We start from the raw sequence: 18,213 nt of genomic DNA, 5'->3' as shown, positions 1-18,213 counted from the left end.
GGTAGACCGCCGGCGGGGAGGACGTCGGGTCCGGAGCGAGTGGGGAACCCCTGTGGACGCGTTGATCGAGATCACGCAGCCCGGCCAGGGAGCCGACTACCGGGTAGACCTCTACCTCGGTGACGGTGGCGCGTGGCCGGCCCAGCCGACCGCCTCGGGCACCGTCGCGGCCGACCTGGACGCCGGGTCGCTGCCCGTGCCACCGGCCGTCACCGGGGTGGACGCGGTCGTCGGCTTCCTCCACGCGAACCCGGAGTCGCAGGCGTTCGCCGACCTCGGCCTGCACCTGGGCCGGCTGCTCCTGCCGCCGGACGTGCGCGCGCACTGGTCGCGGCCGGAGGTGCGGCGCACGTTCCTGTGCCTGCCGCCGGCGCTGCGCGGCCTGCCGTGGGAGTCGGCCAGGTCCGCGCACGCCCTGTTCGTCCAGCCCGACCACCCGTTCACCCGGGTGCACCGGCGCGTGCCGTCCGCCGAGCCGGTGGCCGACGCGCTGCCGATCCGGGTGCTGGTGGTGCGCGGCGATGACGACGACGACATCGGCTCCCGCGACGAGGTCCGGGAGATCAAGAGGGTCGTCGGCGGCGCACCGGGCCGGATCGAGGCGGAGTTCCTGTCCCGGCCGACCGAGTCGGACCTCAAGTCGTCCTACCGGCGCGTCATGCCGCACGTGCTGCACTTCATCGGGCACGGCACGCGCAAGGCGAGCACCGGGCAGCCCGCGTTGCGGATCGTCCCGCCCGGCCGCGAGGCCTGGTTGCTGACCCCCACCTACATCGGCGACCTGCTGAGCCGTCCCGCGCCGCGCCTCGCGATCCTGAACGCCTGCCGCTCCGGCGAGACGGCGGACGCGGTCGCGCTGACCGACGTGTTCCTCGACAGCGGGGCCGCCGCCGTCGTCGGCATGCAGGGCGACATCCGGGGCACGGCGGCGGCGCTGTTCGGCGGCTCGCTGTACCGGAGCCTGCTGGCCAACGAGCCGGTCGACCGGGCCGTGACGACGGCACGCGAGGCCGTGTACGCCGACACCGGCGTCTCCGACGGCGCCCGGGACTGGATCCTGCCGAGCCTGACGGCGCGCGTGCGCCCGGACGACGTGCTCCCGGACCTCGCCGCGACCGGTGCCCGCGCGGTGCGCATCGAGCAGCAGTTCGAGAAGGAGGTCGGCGCGTTCGTCAACCGCGTCCACGAGCGCCACCAGCTCCTCAAGGGCGTCGACCCGGACGCCGGCGAGCCGCTGGAACCGCTGCTGCTCGTGGTCGGCGAGTCGCAGGTGGGCAAGACGCGGTTGTTGAACTGGCTGCGGCGGCGGTGCGCGGTGCGCGGGCGGCGGGTGAAGTACGTCAGCTTCGACCGGCCCAACCCGGTCGAGGTCCTCGGCGACCGGCCGGCCAGGTTCGACTTCCTGGAGGTGCTGTACGCGATCCGGGACGTGGCGGAGGACCTGCCCAACCCGCCCGACGGCGTGGCGTCGGCGTTCGACCGGTTCAACCACGACGTGCTCCACCTCGCCGAGGGCAGGCTGCCACCGGACCCGCCGGCGCCGACGCCGGAACCGGCGCGGTGGCCGCGGCTGACGGGCGGCACCTCGCACCACGTCGCGGCGACGTTCGAGTCGTTCCGGGCGTGCCTGGGCCGCGCGGCCCGACCCGAGCCGTTGCTGCTGGTCTTCGACCACGTCGGGAACGTGCTGGACTCGGCGTTCCGGCAGCAGCTGTACGACCACCTGATCCGGCACATCGCCGACGGCGAGCTGCCCAACCTGAGCCTCGTGGTCGTGATGACCAACGAGCAGTTCGCCACGCACTGGCCGGAGCTGGGCGGCGGCACGCGGGTCGACCTGGACTGCATCGAGGCCGAGGAGTTCGCCGCGCTGGCCGAGGACGTCGTGCTGGCGGTCGGCCGCGCGATCGGCGACCCGCACGTGCAGCTGATCGAGGCGATCGGCAAGGGCGTCGCCACCGGCAGGTGGAGCCCCGCCGTGCTCGGCGACCTGGAGAACCTCGTGAGGCGGATGCGATGAAGCCGGTCGACGCCGAGCTGCTGCGCCGCCTGGCCCGGGGCGACTCCCTGGAGGACGTCCTGGCGTCGCTGCGCCCGGCCGACCAGTGGGACGTGCTGCGGCGGTGCGCGGCGGTCCGGTCGTTCGACCGGGAGCTGTACGACGAGGTGCTCGTCGCCGACGTCGAGGACGCGCCCCCGTTCGACGAGGTCGTCACCGAGCCGGAGGTCGAGCCGGTCGGCGGCACGCGCGAGGCGTACCGGCTGCGGCAGGGCGCGCGGTCGCGCTACTGGAACGGCTGGTGGCCCGACGGGACCGACCCGCGGACCGTGCCCGCGGGGCTGCGGTCGCTGGCGCACCGGCTGGCGCGGCGCTACCGGTCCGCGCACAAGCCCGTCGACCTGCTCGAACAGCTGGTGCTGGTCGACCACCGCGCCGCCGCCGAGCTGTTCGTGCGGCTTTACGCCAAGGCCGACCACCGGCACGACCTGGCGTCGTGCCAGGGCCTGATCGACGTGCTCGGCGCCGAGGACCGGGCCGGGCTGATCGGCCCCGGGCTGATCGCCCTGCGCAACGACCGGGCCGCGTACCTGCGCACCCGCAAGCTGTGGTCGACCGAGTACCTCCAGTCGGCCACGTTCCTGGAGACGGCCGGGACCAGGGCCACCTACCAGCGGCTCGTCCGGGGCGACGGACCGCGGCTCGTGGTGGTGCACGGCCCGTCGGGGCGCGGCAAGACGATGGAGCTGCGCTGGCTGGTCTCACGGGTGCTCGTGCCGGGGCGCGTGCCGTGCGCGCTGGGCGACTTCGACGTGCTCGACCCCGTCAACGTGGCGCGGTACCCGTGGCTGCTGCTGGTGGAGGCCGCCGCGCAGCTCGACCGGCAGCTGGCGGCGGCGCCGTTCACCGAGTTCCTGGAGCGCTACGCGTGGACCGGGCTGCTCTCGCGCCGCGAAGTCGCCGACCCGGGCCGGGCGGCCGCCGCGAGCAGGCGGCTGTGCGACGAACGCGACCGGCTCGGCGCGAGCGTGACCAGGGACTTCGTCCGGACCCTCAACGAGGCGACGGCGGGCCGTCCCGCGGTGATGGTGCTCGACGCGCTGGACCGGGTGCACCCGCACCGGCCGGGCGAGGAGCTCGACGGACTGCTCCGCCAGCTGTTCCGGCTGCACCACCACTGCCCGGCGGTGCGGTTCGTGCTGGCCGGCCGCCACCCGGTCGGGGGCGGAGGCGCTCCGGTGCTGCCCGCCGGGGTGACCCGGCACCTGGTCCCGTTCACGCCGCACGACGCCGCCCGCTACCTGACCGGGTTGCGCCACGTCGAACGCGCCGACCTGCGGCACGCGATCGTGGCGAAGGCGGGTGGTGAGCCGGTCGTGCTGGCGCGCCTGGCCGACCTCGTGCAGCAGCGGCCGGACATCACCCCGGCGGAGATCCGCGAGTACCAGGCGGACCTGACCGCCCTGGTGCTCCAGGTGCTGGCGCCGATCACCGACCCGGGGCTGCGGTGGCTGCTGCGGTACGGGATGGTGCCGCGCGCGTTGAGCCTGGACTTCGTGCGCGCGGTGGTGGAACCGTTGCTGCGCGCGGTCGTGCGCGGCGCGCCGGACCTGGACGACCCGGGCGCGGACGTGCTGCCCGGCGGTGGGTCGGCGTCGTTGTTCCCGACCGCGGTGGAGCCGGACGTCGACGCGGCGTGGGCGCGGCTGGCCGGGTTCGCGGGCACCACGTCGTGGGTCGTGCCGGTGCCCGGCGAACCGGACTCGCTGCGGTTCGCGGTCGCGGTGGCCGGGCCGATGCGCCGCCTGCTCCGGCGGCACGGCGTGCACGACCGGCTGCACGCGGAGGCGGTGACCTTCTTCGAGCGCAAGGCGGAAGCCGACCCCGACCGGTGGGACCGGTGGACCCGGGAAGCGGTCTACCACCGGTTCCAGCTCGTGGGGCCCGCCGCCGCGCCCTACTGGCGCGACGCCCTGGACAGGGTCGAGCTCGGCGAGGCGCACCGGCGGGCGGCGCTGGCCGAGGAGGTGCTGGGCCCCGACTACGTCGACGCCGACGGCGACCCGCGCGTCTGGGACGGTGACACGCCGATCGTCACCCGGGAGACGCTGGTGGAAGCCCGGTACGAGCTGGCCGCAGCGCTCACGCAGCTGGCCAGGGTGGGCGGCGTCGAAGCGGCGGACCAGCTGTGGAGCCGGGCGGAGGAGAACTTCGCCGCCGTCGTGCGGGACGCGGACGGCCCCGGCGCGACCGTCGTGCCCGACTGGCGGCTCGCCTACGTGCGCGCCGCGCTCGCGGTGAAGTCCGGTGACCCGGCGGGCGCGAAGGCGGAGCTGACGCGGGCGTTGCCGCAGGCCCGGGGCACGAAGGACGAGGTGAGGCTGCGCGTGCTGCTCGGCGACGTGCTGATGGTCGTCGGCGACCGCCGGGCCCCCGACGAGTACCGGCGCGCGGCGGAGGCGGCCGTCCGCGTCGGCGCCCACCGCTGGGAACCGCCGATCCGGCTGCGGATCGTCAAGGCGCACCGGCACTTCGGGCGCTGGGCGGAAGCGATCAGCGAGGTGGTCCTGGCCCGGCGCGGCGAGCCGTTGACCACCGGACAGCGGCGGCGGGCCGGCCTGCTCGCGGTCGACCTCGGCCTCGGCGCGCACCGCCTGGAGTGGGCGGCCTTCCACGCCCGGCGGGTCACCGCGCACGACGGGGACTGGGAGGGACCGGCCGCCGGCGCGCGGGTGGCGTTGGCCGCTCGCCGGCCGCTGCTCGCGCTCGACCTCGCGCGCCGGGCCGAGGACGTCGCCCGGGGCTCACCCGGCTCCGCGCTCGCCCGGGAGCTGGTCGGGATCGCCGAGGGCGTGCTGGCGCACTACGGGAAAGCCCTGCACGCGCTGGAAGCCGCACGGTCGCGGTGGCGCCGCGAGGGTGACCGCGCCGCCGTCGCCCGCTGCCACGCGCACTCCGCGGTGCTGCTGCTGCGGGAGGTCGGCAACCTCACGCTGGCCGAGCACCACCTGGCCGAGGCCGCCGAACTGGCCGCGCGGGGCAGCGCTGCCTGGTGCGAGGCGGAACTGGCCCGGGTGGAGCTGCTGGGGCTGGCCGCCCAGCCGCACGAGGCGCTCGACGTCGTCACCACCGTGCTCGACGAGCTCCGGCGGCGGGCGGGCCCACCGCCCCTGGTGGCACGCGCCGCCGTGGCAGGGCTGGCGGTCGACCTGCCGGACACGCGCCGGTGGTTGATCACCGAACTGGTGGCACGGCTGCGCGAGATCACGCCCGCGTCCGCGCGCCTGGTCGTGCTGGGCGAACTGCGCCGCGTGCCCGATCCGCACGACGACCTCGCCCGTGAGGCGTGGCGCGAGGTCGCGTCGCTGGTGCGGCCGGAGGCGGACCGGATGCGTGCCGTGGACCGGTCCCTGCTCGACCTGAGGTCGGCCGAGGTGGACCGGCTGACCGGCGACCGCGCGGCAGCGGAGCGGAAGCTGGCCGGGGCGCGGCCCACCGGGGGCTCCTGGTTCGCGCTCCGGGAGTGGTCGCGTGCCGCGGACCGGCTCGGGCTCCCGCCGCCGGGCGACACCGAGGCGTTCCTCCACGAGTTCGGCGGCCACCCGATGCTGTGCGCGGCTTTCCTGGTGGAGCGCGCGGAGGCCCTGATCGCGCTGGACGAGCCGGAACGGGCGGACGCGTCGTTGCGCCGGGCGGCGTCGCTGCTCGCCACCGCCGACGAGCGGGAGACCCAGTGGCACGCGCGGTCGCACTACGCCCGCAGCGTCCTCGCGGAGCGGGCCGGCCGGGAGTCGGAACCGGAGCTGGTCCGGGCCGGCGCGGCGTTCGCCGCGCTCGGCGACACCCGCCGCGCGGAGGTGGCGTCCCGCTTCACGCGCGGGCGGATCGGCACGACGTTGAGGAGCACGCGCGGGCGGGTGCGCCTCACCGTCGAGGACGGCGCGCTGGTCGTGCGGACGTCCGTCCCGCCGGACGTGGAGGCGACCGTCCGCCACGACAACGCCCTGGTGGACGCGATCCTCGACACCGGCCGCGGCCGGGCCGGCTCGGGGGCGCTCGCCGAACGGCTGCGGGACGACTGGCAGGCGACGTGCGCCGGGCTCGGGTCGCTGCTCCTGCCCGGTCCCGCGCTGCGGGCGCTGGCCGACCCGTTCGACCTCCGGTGCGACGTCGAGGACCGCGGGCTGAGCCCGGTGCCGTGGGAACTGGCGCTGCGGCCGGACGTGCGGCGGCTGCTCGTGCTCGACCGCTCCGTCGCCACGTTCCACCGGGCGGTCTCGCGGGAGGCCGCGTACCGCGACGAGATCAGGTTCGTCCAGGTCGGCCTCAACCGGCTGGTCGGCGCGGACCTGGCGGCCGACGGCGACCTCGGCCCGCATACCAGGGAGGCGTTGCTGCGCTACCAGGTGGCACGCCGGCTCACCCGGGACGCCGACCTCGGACCCGACCTGCTGGACCGGTTGCAGCGCGACCTCGCCCAGCCGGTCAGGCCGCTGGCGGTGCTGGCCCAGCCGAGCGGGTCGGCGCAGATCACCTCCGCCCGCGGGCACCTGGACGCGGGCGTCGACCTGGCCCGCCTGTACGGCGGGCACGGGTTCGACGTGGACCAGGTCGACAACCCCACGCTGGACCGGCTCGCCGCCGCCGTGACCCGCGCGGTCCGGGGTGGCCGGACGCCCGCCGTGGTGCACCTGGCCGGCGGTCTGCGCGAATCCGGTGGCGGCGCGGCGCTCACGTTCCTGGCCGGCGGCTGGGCGGCGGAGGCGTTCAGCGCCACGCCTGCCGCCGAGGAGATCCCGGTGACGGCGCTCAACCGGGTGCTCGCCGCCGTGCCGCGCGACGGGTTCCGACCGCTCGTGGTGCTCGACGTGAACCGGCCGTGGGGCTCGGAGGACGCGATCTCGTACCTGCTGATGCGCAACGCGTTCGCGGGCGACCTGTTCGCCCTCGGCCGCTGCGCGGGCGTGCTGGGCGCCGGCCTGGCCGGCGACGGCGGGCACGAGCTGTGCGACGCCCTGATCGGCTCGATCGCGGCCGGCCGGTCGCTGGCGGACGTGGCGGGCGGGTTGCGCTCGCCGGCGCGGCAGGCCACCGGCCTGGACCGGGTGCTGTCGTCGGCGGGCGTCGCCCTGCACACGCACCTGCCGTGGCTGCGGCTCGTGCCCGGACCGGGAGGGCGGCCGTGACCACCGTCGAGCGCAAGATCGCCGAGCTGCGGCACAAGCTCGCGGGCATCGACGCCGACTTCGCCCGCTGGCGCGCCGAGACCGATCCCGGCCGGGTGCTGCGCAAGCACCGCACGCAGGTCGTCCGGCTCACCGACCGGCTCGGCGGCGTGGTCGAGAGGATCGGCGCGGAGCTGGACGCCGCCGCCGGCGACGACGTCCTGCGGGAGTGCCGCCGGCTCCAGCTGCGGATGCTCGAGGTGCACCGGCTGTGGGACTTCTACCGCTCGAAGCTGAACCTGCGCTACGTCGAGTGGTACCGGCCGTTCCTGACCGCCGTGGACGAGTTCGCCTGGCGGTGCTACGAGCCCGCGGCGGCCGGTCGCGACCGCGAGGCGCCGCTGGTGCACCTCAGCGGCGAGTTCAGCCCGTTCACGCACCTGCGGGAGACGCCGTTCGCGGTCGAGGACGTGCCGGACGCCCTGGACACCGCCGACTTCCTCGGCGTGGTCACGCGGCTGCCGATCCCGGTCATCGGCCTGCCCTGGTACCAGCTCGTGCACCTGCCGGACGCGGTGGTGGTCGGGCACGAGGTCGGGCACGCGGTGGACCGCGACTTCGGGCTGCTCGGCACGGTCCGCGCGCTGACCCGGCCGGTGTCGCGGACCATGCCCGAAGCCCGGCGCGACGCCTGGGACACGTGGCTGCCGGAGGTCTTCGCCGACCTGTACGGGGTGCTCGCCGGCGGACCGGCGTTCGCGTCCGCGCTGGCCGACCTGCTCGTCGTGGACGACACCCGGGCGGCGGCCGAGCTCGACGGGCCGGTGCTGGTCCACCCGCCCGCGGCCGTGCGGCTCGCGGTGACCGCACAAGCCTTGGCGGAGACCGGTTTCCCGGCGGCACGGCCGGCGTGCGGGCCGTTCGAGGACGACATCGCCCCGATGGTCGAGGCGCTGCTGGACGGGCCGTACCCCGGCCTCGGGGACCGCCCGCTGCGCGAGGTGATCGCGTTCACCGCGGCGCAGCAGCGCAACGCCGGCACCGCCGCCGACGGCCTGGCCGACCACCAGCGGCCGGAGACCAGCGACGTCCGGTGCCTGATCGCGGCGGCACGGCTGGCGTTCGACCGCGAACCCGCCCTGTTCGCCCCGCCGCCGCCCGGCCGCGTCAACGCGCAGGACCTGATCCTCGACAAGGTCGCGAAGGCCGTCGGGGACGGCTCACGCGCCGACGACGGCGAGGCGGGTCCGGCGGTGGACGACCGGGCCGCCGGCGCGGAGCTCTACGACCTGATCGACTCGATGATCCGAGAGGCCCACCATGACCACCACGACTGACCGACCACAGGACCCCATGGCCGCCGTGGCACAGCTCGCCCGGATGATCGCGGGCGACGACGAGCAGCGGTTCGTGCTCGTCTACCACGCCTTCGCCAACCAGGTCGACGGCTTCCTCACCGGCGACGCCGCCGAGGGCTACCGGATGGCCCGCTCGCTGCTGCGCCGGGGCGTGTCGCCCCTGACCAGGTCGGCCGTCGCGGTGCAAGCGCCGTCCGACAGCCTCTACACCGACCCGGTGTACCTGGCCAACATGCGCGCCGTGGTCGGCGACCACGCCCGCATCATCGGCGGCGTGCCCACGGCCGACTTCCCGGAGTGCGTCGCCATCGGCCGGGCCGACGCGTGGTGCTGCTCGGGCACGCTCGTCTCGCCGAACGTCGTCGTCACCGCCGGGCACTGCGTGGAGGGCGGGTGCGCGGCCCGCGTGTTCGTCGGCAAGGACGTGGAGTTCCCCGAGGACGGCGAGGTGATCGAGGTCGAGACCGCGCTCGCGCACCCGTCCTACCGCCCGCCGAGGCCCACCGGCGACATCGCGGTCCTGGTGCTCGCGCGCCCGGCCTCGGTCACACCCCGCCCGATCGCGACGCCCGAGCAGGTCGCCGCCGCCCGGTTCGTGCGGCTCGCCGGCTACGGCAACACCGACGTGCACAGCAGCGGCGGCTACGGGCGCAGGCGGGTGGTCGACGTGCCGATCGCGGGCGACGACCCCCGGCACGGCGCGGACGCGGCCACCGAGTTCGTGGCCGGCGCCCCGTTCCTCGACCGGGACAGCTGCAACGGCGACAGCGGCGGCCCCGCCTACGTCCAGTCGGGCGATCGGTGGTTCCTCGCCGGCGCCACCTCCCGGGCCACCGCCTCGTCGCTGCGCCCGTGCGGCGACGGCGGCATCTACACCCGCGTGGCGTCCTACGAGCAGTGGCTGTGGACCGTGCCGGGAGCCTCCCGGCCCTAGTACGCGGAGGCGCGGACGGCGAAGACCGAGCGGTTGCCGGCGTACTCGGTCAGCGACCAGAGCTGTCCCTTGGCGGGCCAGTACGAGAAGTCCTCCGGCCCGATCGGTAGCACGTCGTAGTGCATCACGACCGAGCCGCCCGGCGTGAACGTGGCCAGGTCGCCCGCGTTGCCGCTGCCGTCGCTGGTGGAGAGGTAGAACTTGCCGTCGACCGCGGTCGCGCCCTGCATGCTCTGCACCGACACGTCGTAGGCCTCGGCGGCGCGGGCGTAGCCGTCGGACGCGGTGGTGAGCATCCGGGTGGTGTAGTCGATGGGGAAGCGGAACAGCCGGCTGCCCGCGCCCGGGTTGGCGTACTCGCCGACGACCACGCTGTCCGGCGTGCTCGTGCGGTCCAGCGAGGCGAACGAGAACCGGATGGCCTCGTGCCCGTTGGTGGTCGACTGGTTGTAGGCGAAGGCCTGCGGCAGCACGTACTTGTAGCCGTAGGCCTGGTAGCTGCCGTCGCTTTGGCGGCCGATCGCCGAGCCGTCGGTGGTGCTGGTCTGCCAGAGGTGCCTCAGGTCGAACACGCGGAAACCGCTGCTCGTGGCGGCGACGTAGAGGTGGTGGCCGTACCAGAACATGCCGCCGGCGTGCAGGTTGACCGGCCGGAACGACGCCTGGCCCGCGCTGGTGGTGTACGGCTCGACCAGCAGCACGTGGCGGTAGGTCGGGGCGGACGGCGTGGCGTAGTCGACGAACGAGACCCGGATGCCCCGGTCGATCCCGTCCGCGCCGTTGTCGTACCAGCTGACCAGGACCGCGGTCGAACCCTCGTAGGTCGCCTCGCCGTAGGCGTCCGCGGTCGTCGTGATGCCCTGCGGCACCCAGTAGGCGACGTCGTCGTCACCGGTGTTCCAGCAGAACGCGGCCACGCGGTTGGCCGCGGCGGGGGAGCAGGACGTCGCGGCGCGGTTGCCGTCGCCGACGACGGTCGGCACGCTGACGTTGGGCAGCGCGGCGTCCAAGTCGTCGATCAGCCCCGAGTAGGAGGTGGCCTTCAGGCGGAAGTTCGCCGCGGGCAACGTCGTCGCCGCCTGCGCGGGCACGGCCGGGAGGATGCTCGCGACCAGCGCCGCCGCGACCCCGGCGATCACCGTTCGGTACTTGTTCACCAGACCACCACCATTGTTGGTCGAGTACTGACGAACCGTCATCATGGCGGCAGTCGACACCCCGGCGCAACGGCCTCAGCCCGCGGCGAGCACCCGCCGGCACAGGTCGGCCGGCTCGCGGCCCTCCGACAGGCGTGCCGCGGCGTCGCGGATCACCAGGTCCTCGGCGAGCAGGGCGGCGACCTCGGCCACCACGTCGGTCAGGAACGCGACCAGCTCGACGCGCAGCCGGCCGGCACCCGTTCGTCGGTCAGCAGGCCGGCACCCGCACCACCGCGTCCGGTGTCGCGAGCCACGGCGTGCCCTGGTGGATGATCGCCGGATCGAGGTGCCGCACCGCGGGTGTCAGACCCGCGGCCTGGCTTCGACGGGCACCCAGTCGGGGTGCTTGCCCGTCGCGTCGTCACCGGACGAGATGCCCCGGATCCGGCGGTTCACCCACGGCAGGACGTGCTCACGGTAGTAGCGGGTCTCGGCGACGAGGCTGCGGCGCGCGACCGGGCCCGGGTCGACCGCGTGCGCCTCCGTGGTGTGCCCGAGCGCCTTGAGCACCAGCGACGCCACCCGCCGGTGGCCGGCGGCGTTGAGGTGCAGCCGGTCCGGCGACCAGTACTCGGCGCGGCGGACCTCGACGTCGTTGAACGCGTCCACGAGCAGCACGTCGTGCCGCTCGGCGACCTTGGCGATCGCGGCCGTCAGCAGCTCGCCCCGGCGGTGGACGGTGCGGCCGAACGGCAGCCGCTGCGACGGGTCGGCCCCGCTGAGCAGCACCAGCCGCACGCCGGCCGCCACGCACCGGCGCACCGCCTGCTCGGTCAGCCGGACCAGCCGCGCCAGGTCGACCCCGGGCCGCATCATGTCGTTGCCGCCGCCGTTGAGGGTGAGCAGCGTCGGCGCGGGCGACAGGGCCAGCGCCACGTCGAGCTGGGTGGTGGCGATCGGCTCCAGCAGGCGGCCCCGCACGGCCAGGTTGGCGTAGTGGACGGTCTCGCCCAGCCCGACGGCCAGCCCCTCCGCCACCAGGTCTGCCCACCCCCTCGGCGTGCCGTCGGGGCGCTCGTCGCCGACCCCTTCGGTGAAGCTGTCGCCGATGGCCACGTATCGCACTGCCGGTGCCTCCCTGCTGGAAACGTCACGACCAGCATAGGAGGCGCCGGCGCCGTCCCTCGCGTGACTCAGCACACCTGCTTGGCCGACAGCACCCGGTGGACCGCCTCGTCCACCCGCGCCGGCGGCAGGACGCCCGAGGCGACCGCGCCTTCCAGGTGGTCGAGCACCTCGCCCACCCGGCCGCCCGACGACCACAGGGCGATGTCCGCGCCGGCCGCGAGCGCCTGCGTGACCGCGTCGGGGAGGCCGACCCGGTCCGTCACCGCGCGCATCGCGCCCAGGTCGTCGGTCATCGCGGGGCCGGTGAAGCCGAACTCGCCGCGCAGCAGCGCGTAGGCCTCGGGGCTGAGGGTGGCGGGCACGCCGCCGGTCAGGCCGGGCACGTCGATGTGGCCCAGCATCACGACCACGTCGCCGAACCGCGGCAGGTGCCGGTAGGGGACGAGGTCGGTGTCGCGCAGCGCGTCCAGCGGGGGTGAGGTGACCGCGCCGAGGTGCGAGTCGCCGGTCGTGTTGCCGTGCCCCGGGAAGTGCTTGACGACCGGCGTGACGCCGGCGTTGTGCAGTCCCTCCGCGAACGCCAGGGCGTAGCCGAGCGCGGTGTCCGGGTCGGGGCTGAACGAGCGGTCGCCGATGACGGTGCGGTCGGGTTGGCCGCTGGTGTCCAGCACGGGCGCCAGGTCGGTGGTGACGCCGCGTTCACGCAGCGCGCGCCCCCGCTCCTCGGCCACCGCGCGAACCTGGTCCGGCGACAGGTCGGCCGCCATCCGCCGGGCGCTGGGCATGGAGCCGTCCAGCGCGTCGAGCCGCTGGACCCGCCCGCCCTCGTCGTCCACGGCGACGGTCAGCGGCAGGGCCGCCGCGGCGTGCACCGGGGCCAGCGCGCCGGCGCTGAGCAGGCCGACGTCGTCACCGCCGATGAAGATCCCGCCCACCTGCTCGTTCCGCACCACCGAGAGGGCGTCGGCGGGCCCGCGGGGGTCGACCCCGATGACGAGCAGCTGCGCGAGCCGGGCCCGCAGCGGCAGCGCGGCGATCTTCTCCGCGCACGGGTCCACCACCGGCGGAGGCGGCTCGACCGTCGTGGAGGACGGTGGCGGCGTGGTCGAGGGCACGGTCGAGGACGCCGTCGACAGAGCCGCGGGCTGGGCCGTCCGGTCGCCGCGCACGGAGGTCACCACGGCGAACGACCCGGCGACCAGCGCGCCGAGCGCCACGAACGCCAGCAGCGCCGACGTCCCCGCCCCACGGCCGCCGGTGCGCCTCACCGGCGGTCACCCCCGTCGTCCGACCGGCGATTTCCCGCGTGCACAGCTCTCACTCCCAAGTCCTCGCCGAGGTCACATCCACATTCCGCGTCACGAGGCATCACGGCCATGATATCGGTTGCGCCGATCGCGCGTGAACCGACGCGTTCCGGCAGGTGGTCGTGCCTGCGCTTTTCGCGTTGATGTTGAAATGCGAATCGGCCCGCGCGCCCGGTGACCACCCGGTCGCACGGCGCGGTCGCCCGAGCCCTCGTGAGCGGCCTTTGCGCTGATCAGGTCACTGCCTGACGCGGGTCGAGGGTCGACGGCCCCGGCCGGTCGCCGGTGCGCGCGGCATTCACCGGCGACCAGCCGGGACCGTTTCCCGATTCCGCGCGGGAGAATGGTCGCGGCCGAATCGGGAAACGGCCCGGCCGGAAGTTTCCGGGTCGCCCGCGCGACCACCCGAAAGCGTCCTGACCGCGTGCTATACCTGAAGTGCCCCAAGGAGAACGCTCCGCGCTGATCGCGGGAGGAGGAGGTCGGCATGGTCGCGAACGCGGTCGTCATCGGCGCGGGTCTCTACGGCGCGGCGGTGGCCGCCTCGCTGACGCGCCGAGGCGCCCGGGTCACCGTGGTGGACGCGGGCTCGCCCGGCGGCGGCACGTCCGGCGCGACGTTCTCGTGGACGAACTCCTGCGGCAAGCAGCCGCGCTCCTACCACGACTTCAGCGTCGAGGGCATGGCAGCGCACCGGCGGCTGGCGGCCGACGTGCCGCACGGCGGCTGGTACCACGAGACCGGCAACCTGGAGTGGGCCGCCACCGACGCGGACCGGGAGGCGCTGGCCCGGAAGGTCGCGGCGGTCCTCGACTACGGCTACGAGGCGCGGTGGCTCGGCCGGGCCGAGGCGTCGGACCTCGAACCGGACCTGGACCCGGCCGCCCTGCCCGAAGAGGGGATCGCCTACTTCCCGCGCGAGGGCTGGGTCGAGCCGGTCCGCCTGATCGGCCACCTGCTGTCGACGGCGGCCTCGGCCGGCGCGGAGGTCGTGCCCGGCGACGCGGTGACGGGCCTGGAGGTGTCGGCGGGCGCGGTGCGCGCGGTCCGGCTCGCCTCTGGCCGGCGGCTGCCCGCCGACGCGGTGGTGAACTGCGCCGGGCCGCAAGCGGCGCGGATCGCGGAACTGGCCGGCTTGGCGTTGCCGATGCGCAACACCCGCGGCGTGCTCGTCCGCACCTCGCCGGTCGCCGCGGCGGTCGCGCGGGTGATCCACGCGCCGCACGTCCACCTGCGCCCCGACGGCGGCGGCCGGCTGCTGCTGCACACCCCGGAGGTCGACGGCGCGGCCCGCGTGTCCGAGACCGGCGAGGTCAGCGTGGACCGGTCGGCCGTGCGGGAGGTGGTCGAGGCGGGCCGCGCGCTGTACCCGGGCATCGGCGCGGCGTCCGCGGAGAGCGTGCGGGTGGGCGAGCGACCCATCCCCGAGGACGGGCTGCCGGTGCTGGGCCGGGTCCTCGGGCTGCCGAACTTCCACTTCGCCGTCTCGCACAGCGGCGCGACCCTGAGCCTGCACGCCGGCGACCTGGTGGCCGCCGAGGCGCTGGGCGAGGACCGGGACGACGCCCTGGCCCCGTTCCGGTTCGAACGGTCCGCCGCCGTCCACTGAGGACCGGCCGGCTTCGGCCAGCCGTATCGGCGACGCGCCGGGTGATGGCGCCCGCGCCGGGGGAGTGGCACTGTCGCGCTGCCCGCGGACCGTGCGACCGGCGGAGGACCTCTTGGCGGACCACGCGAACGGCGGGCTGCTCCGGCAGTTGACGAGCCGCCAGATCGGCATGATCTCGCTCGGCGGCGCCATCGGGACCGGGCTGTTCCTCGGCTCCGGCCTCGCCATCTCCCTGGCCGGGCCGGCCGTCGTGGTGGTCTACCTGGTCGGGGCGCTGGCGGCGGTCGCGGTGGCCTACGCGGTCGCCGAGATGGTCGTGGTGCACCCGGAGGCGGGCGGGTTCGGCGCGGTCGGCGCGCGGTACGCCGGACCGCTGGTCGGGTACGTCCAGCGGTGGTGCTACTGGGCGACCCAGGTGATCGCGGTCGGCGGCGAGGTGGTCGCGGCCGGGCTCTACGTCCGGTACTGGTGGCCGCAGGTGCCGCTGTGGGCCGCGGTGTGCCTGTTCTCCCTGGCGATCCTGGCGGTCAACTTCGCGGCCGTGCGCCTGTTCGGCGAGGTCGAGTACTGGTTCGCGATGGTCAAGGTGACGGCGCTGGTCGTCTTCCTGGTGGTCGGCCTGCTGTGCGTCGTGTTCGGGCTGCCGGGGCAGGACGCGGTCGGGCTGGCGGCGTGGACCGACCACGGCGGGTTCATGCCCAACGGCCTGGTGGGCGTGCTGCTGGCGGTCAGCGTGGCGACGTTCAGCTACGGCGGTGTGGAGTCGGTGGCGATGACGGCCGCCGAGTCGCGCAGCCCCGGCCGGGACATCCCGCGCGCCGCCCGGCGGGTGGTGCTGCGGCTGGCGTTGTTCTACGTGCTGGCCACCGGGATCATCGTGGCGATCGTGCCGTGGACCGAGGCGGCCGCGGTCGAGGGGGTGGCGGAGAGCCCGTTCGTGGCGCTGTTCACCTCCGTCGGCATCCCGGCCGCGGCCGGCCTGATGAACCTGGTCATCCTCACGGCCGCGCTGTCGGCCGCGAACGCCACGCTCTACCTGGCTTCGAGGACCGTGCACTCCCTGGCGCTGGACCGGTACGCGCCGAAGGCCCTCGCCACCGTGACCGACCGGGGCAGCCCGGTGAACGCGGTCCTGGCGTCGGCGGTCGGCCTGGCCGCCGCCGCGGTGGCCGCCGCCTGGTCGCCCGACGCCGCGTTCCCGGTGCTGCTCGGCATCGCCCTGATCAGCGGCATGGTGGCGTGGATGCTGATCTTCGTGAGCCACTTGGCGTTCCGGCGCGCCCGCCGGGGACTGCCACCGGCGCCGGTCCGGTTGCCGGGCGCGCCGGTGACGTCGGTGCTGAGCCTGCTGTACGTGGTGCTGGTGGTGGTGGCCACGGCGTTCACCGAGGCGTTCGGCCCGGCGTGGCAGGTCGGCGTGCCGTTCGTGGCGCTCGTGCTGCTGTCCTACCCGCTGGTGCGGCTGCGCCGGGCGGCCCGCGACCGGTCGGCGGAGGACTACACCGAGTCGATGTAGCCGTGCTCGACGATCCGCCGGGCGGACTCGCGGTACCCCTCCGGGTCGTCCAGCGCGAGCGTGCCCAGGCCGTCGACGTACCGGTTGAACATGCAGAACGCGGCCGCGATCAGCACGGTGTCGTGGATCTCGACGTCGGTGGCGCCGTGCGCCCGGGCCGCGTCGACCAGGTCGATGGTGACCTTCAGGCCCGACTCCCGCACCGCGCCCGCGATCCGCAGCAGCGCCCGCAGCTTCTCCGACACCGGCGCGGTGTCGAGGTCGTCCCGCACCTGATCCACCAGGGCCATGCCCCCGTCGAGCTGCTCGGCGGCGAACGCCGAGTGCGAGTCGCCGCAGAACCGGCACGCGTTCAACCTCGACACGTGGGCCGCGATCAGCTCGCGCTCGCCGGCGGGCAGCGAGTTCGGCGCCCGCAACAAGGCCTCGGCCAACGCGTTGAGGGGTGCGGCCGTCTCGGGCCGGAACCGCATGAGGCCCCGGATGCCGGGGAACAGTGACTCGTCCATGCCGAGGTCGATGTGCGCCATGGGAGCACGCTAGCCGTTCACCGACCGCTCGGGGGGTGGTCGGTGAACGGCCGCACTGCGTGTTCCCGCAGTAGGTCGGCCCGGCCCGCCGCCGTGGGTGCGACGGGACCGGGCGCGGTGGCCTTACTTGGCTTGGCCGCGCAGCACGAGCAGCACGGCGCCGGTGGTCATGCCGAAGCCGACCACGTGGCCGAACAGGCTGACCCACTGGGCGCCGCCGACCACGAACACCATGTCGCTCATCATCGGGTCGGCGGTCACGCTCAACCACAGCGGCATGATGATCAGCGCGCCGAGGACCCACCAGACCGCGCCGTAGATCATGCTCAGGGCGTAGACGGGCGGCACCAGGGTCATGTTGCGGGTCAGGAGGCCGAAGCCGGCGCCGGCGATCGCGGAGATCACCATGTGGACGATGAAGCCGACGACGGCGTTCTCGACGCCGATCAGCATGCCGACCATGGACAGGGAGCCCACCCCGGCCATCAACAGCCCGAACACGAGGCCGCCGGCGAGTCCGGCCAACGCCCCGTTCCGGATGGGGGACTGCGACCTCGTGGTCGTCGGGACAGCGATTGTCGCGGACACGATCAGCTCCTTGTCAGTTGTAGGGCATGGTCGGGAACCAGCCGATCCCGAAGATCGACGGGACGCGGACGTCCCAGTACACGAGCAGGAACACACCGAGGGAGATGAGCAGTGCCGCGCTGACCACGGCCGAACGGCGGCTGTTGGAGCCGAACCACCGCAGGAACCGGCCCTTGGTGCCCAGGGCCAGCGCCGCGAACACGACGGTGACGAGCAGGACGTTGCCGATGGACTGGAGCACGAACGTGCCCGCGCCGAAGAGCGGGTTGCCGGAGTCGACGGCGGAGCGGAACAGCTTGATGAACATCGGGTAAGGCCGGCCGATGAGGAACGCGCCGACCAGCGCGCCGAGCACCACCACGCGGGCGACCGGCCGGCCGCGGAACACGTCGGGCAGCACGCCGAGGGCGGCGAGCCCGAGGTAGGCCATCGCCAGGCCGACGACCCCGAACACGACCGCCGACTGCACGAGCCGCACCGGCATGTCGCCGACCATCGCGCTCGACAGCTGCGGCAGGCTCGGCCCGATCAGCACGCCCACCGCGCCGTAGACCGCCGACACGCCGACCATGCCGGCGGTGAAGAAGCCCAACGGGCGCAGCAGTGATCGCAGCGTGCCCTGGGCTGACCCACCGGCTTCGCTCATCGGTCCGATCGACGCCGCCATGGCGATGTTGCACGCGGTGAACGTGCCGGCGAGACCGGAGACGAACGCGAACACCAGTCCGGCGGCGGTGCCCGCGATCGACGCGGTCGCGGCGTCCTCGCCGAGCAGGGTGTTGGCCACGTTCGCGCCGATCACGTGGTCGACGAACTCGTAGGACCACAGCACGGACAGCAGCACGCCGGCGATGACGCTGCCGACGATGAGCCGTCCTGGTCGCGTGGTGCGTTCGGTCCCGATGACGGGCCGGACCTGGGTCATGGGCGTTCACCTCAC

General features: G+C 74.7%; 12 protein-coding genes. 6 read left to right on the top strand and 6 right to left on the bottom strand.

What is annotated here, in order from left to right; translation table 11 throughout:
• The first annotated feature begins 52 nt into the window (after positions 1–52).
• From IOD16_RS17685 to IOD16_RS17670, 4 genes are read left to right on the top strand one after another with little or no spacing between them, the layout of a single operon-like run.
• A complete protein-coding gene (locus IOD16_RS17685) occupies positions 53–2,020 on the top strand; it encodes a CHAT domain-containing protein (RefSeq protein WP_201440919.1) in 1,968 nt (655 codons plus the stop codon).
• A complete protein-coding gene (locus IOD16_RS17680) occupies positions 2,017–7,185 on the top strand; it encodes a peptidoglycan-binding protein (protein WP_201440918.1) in 5,169 nt (1,722 codons plus the stop codon). Before IOD16_RS17685 ends, IOD16_RS17680 begins: the two co-directional genes overlap by 4 nt.
• Positions 7,182–8,501 carry a hypothetical protein gene (locus IOD16_RS17675; protein ID WP_201440917.1) on the top strand — a complete coding sequence of 440 codons (1,320 nt, stop codon included), beginning with the start codon at positions 7,182–7,184 and terminating at the stop codon, positions 8,499–8,501. The genes IOD16_RS17680 and IOD16_RS17675 overlap by 4 nt, the downstream gene beginning before the upstream one ends.
• A 16-nt stretch (positions 8,502–8,517) precedes the next feature.
• Positions 8,518–9,456 carry a S1 family peptidase gene (locus IOD16_RS17670; protein ID WP_201440916.1) on the top strand — a complete coding sequence of 313 codons (939 nt, stop codon included), beginning with the start codon at positions 8,518–8,520 and terminating at the stop codon, positions 9,454–9,456.
• Here the strand turns inward: IOD16_RS17670 and IOD16_RS17665 are convergent.
• The 3 genes from IOD16_RS17665 to IOD16_RS17655 form a co-directional block, all read right to left on the bottom strand.
• On the bottom strand, positions 9,453–10,613 hold the full coding sequence (locus IOD16_RS17665; RefSeq protein ID WP_236595062.1) for a hypothetical protein: 1,161 nt from the start codon (positions 10,611–10,613) through the stop codon (positions 9,453–9,455). The genes IOD16_RS17670 and IOD16_RS17665 overlap by 4 nt on opposite strands.
• Positions 10,614–10,958: 345 nt before the next feature.
• Entirely contained in the window at positions 10,959–11,720 is a 762-nt protein-coding gene (locus IOD16_RS17660) for an SGNH/GDSL hydrolase family protein (RefSeq protein ID WP_201440915.1), read from the bottom strand.
• Positions 11,721–11,788: 68 nt separating this feature from the next.
• Positions 11,789–12,991 (bottom strand): glycoside hydrolase family 3 N-terminal domain-containing protein, encoded by a 1,203-nt coding sequence (locus tag IOD16_RS17655; RefSeq protein WP_236595061.1) that lies wholly within the window; start codon positions 12,989–12,991, stop codon positions 11,789–11,791.
• 526 nt (positions 12,992–13,517) lie between these two features.
• Here IOD16_RS17655 and IOD16_RS17650 point away from each other — a divergent pair.
• Together IOD16_RS17650 and IOD16_RS17645 are read left to right on the top strand one after the other, a co-directional pair.
• Positions 13,518–14,639 (top strand): NAD(P)/FAD-dependent oxidoreductase, encoded by a 1,122-nt coding sequence (locus IOD16_RS17650; RefSeq protein ID WP_201440914.1) that lies wholly within the window; start codon positions 13,518–13,520, stop codon positions 14,637–14,639.
• Between the two features lie 112 nt (positions 14,640–14,751).
• Positions 14,752–16,155 carry an amino acid permease gene (locus IOD16_RS17645; protein WP_236595060.1) on the top strand — a complete coding sequence of 468 codons (1,404 nt, stop codon included), beginning with the start codon at positions 14,752–14,754 and terminating at the stop codon, positions 16,153–16,155.
• On the opposite strand, the gene IOD16_RS17640 is transcribed toward IOD16_RS17645, so the two are convergent.
• From IOD16_RS17640 to IOD16_RS17630, 3 genes are all read right to left on the bottom strand, one after another.
• Positions 16,137–16,685, bottom strand: a complete 549-nt coding sequence (locus tag IOD16_RS17640) for a carboxymuconolactone decarboxylase family protein (protein ID WP_201440913.1) — start codon at positions 16,683–16,685, stop codon at positions 16,137–16,139. The genes IOD16_RS17645 and IOD16_RS17640 overlap by 19 nt on opposite strands.
• A gap of 123 nt (positions 16,686–16,808) precedes the next feature.
• The gene (locus IOD16_RS17635; RefSeq protein WP_236595059.1) at positions 16,809–17,273 is read right to left on the bottom strand and encodes a hypothetical protein; all 465 of its coding nucleotides are present in this window, start codon (positions 17,271–17,273) and stop codon (positions 16,809–16,811) included.
• Positions 17,274–17,286: 13 nt separating this feature from the next.
• On the bottom strand, positions 17,287–18,198 hold the full coding sequence (locus IOD16_RS17630) for a hypothetical protein (protein ID WP_123741727.1): 912 nt from the start codon (positions 18,196–18,198) through the stop codon (positions 17,287–17,289).
• Positions 18,199–18,213: the final 15 nt, after the last annotated feature.

The sequence above is a fragment of the Saccharothrix sp. 6-C genome (assembly GCF_016695385.1).
Taxonomy (GTDB): Bacteria; Actinomycetota; Actinomycetes; order Mycobacteriales; family Pseudonocardiaceae; genus Actinosynnema; species Actinosynnema texasense.
Note: the sequence above shows the minus strand (reverse complement) of the source record. Positions and strands in the feature narration are given on the sequence as shown.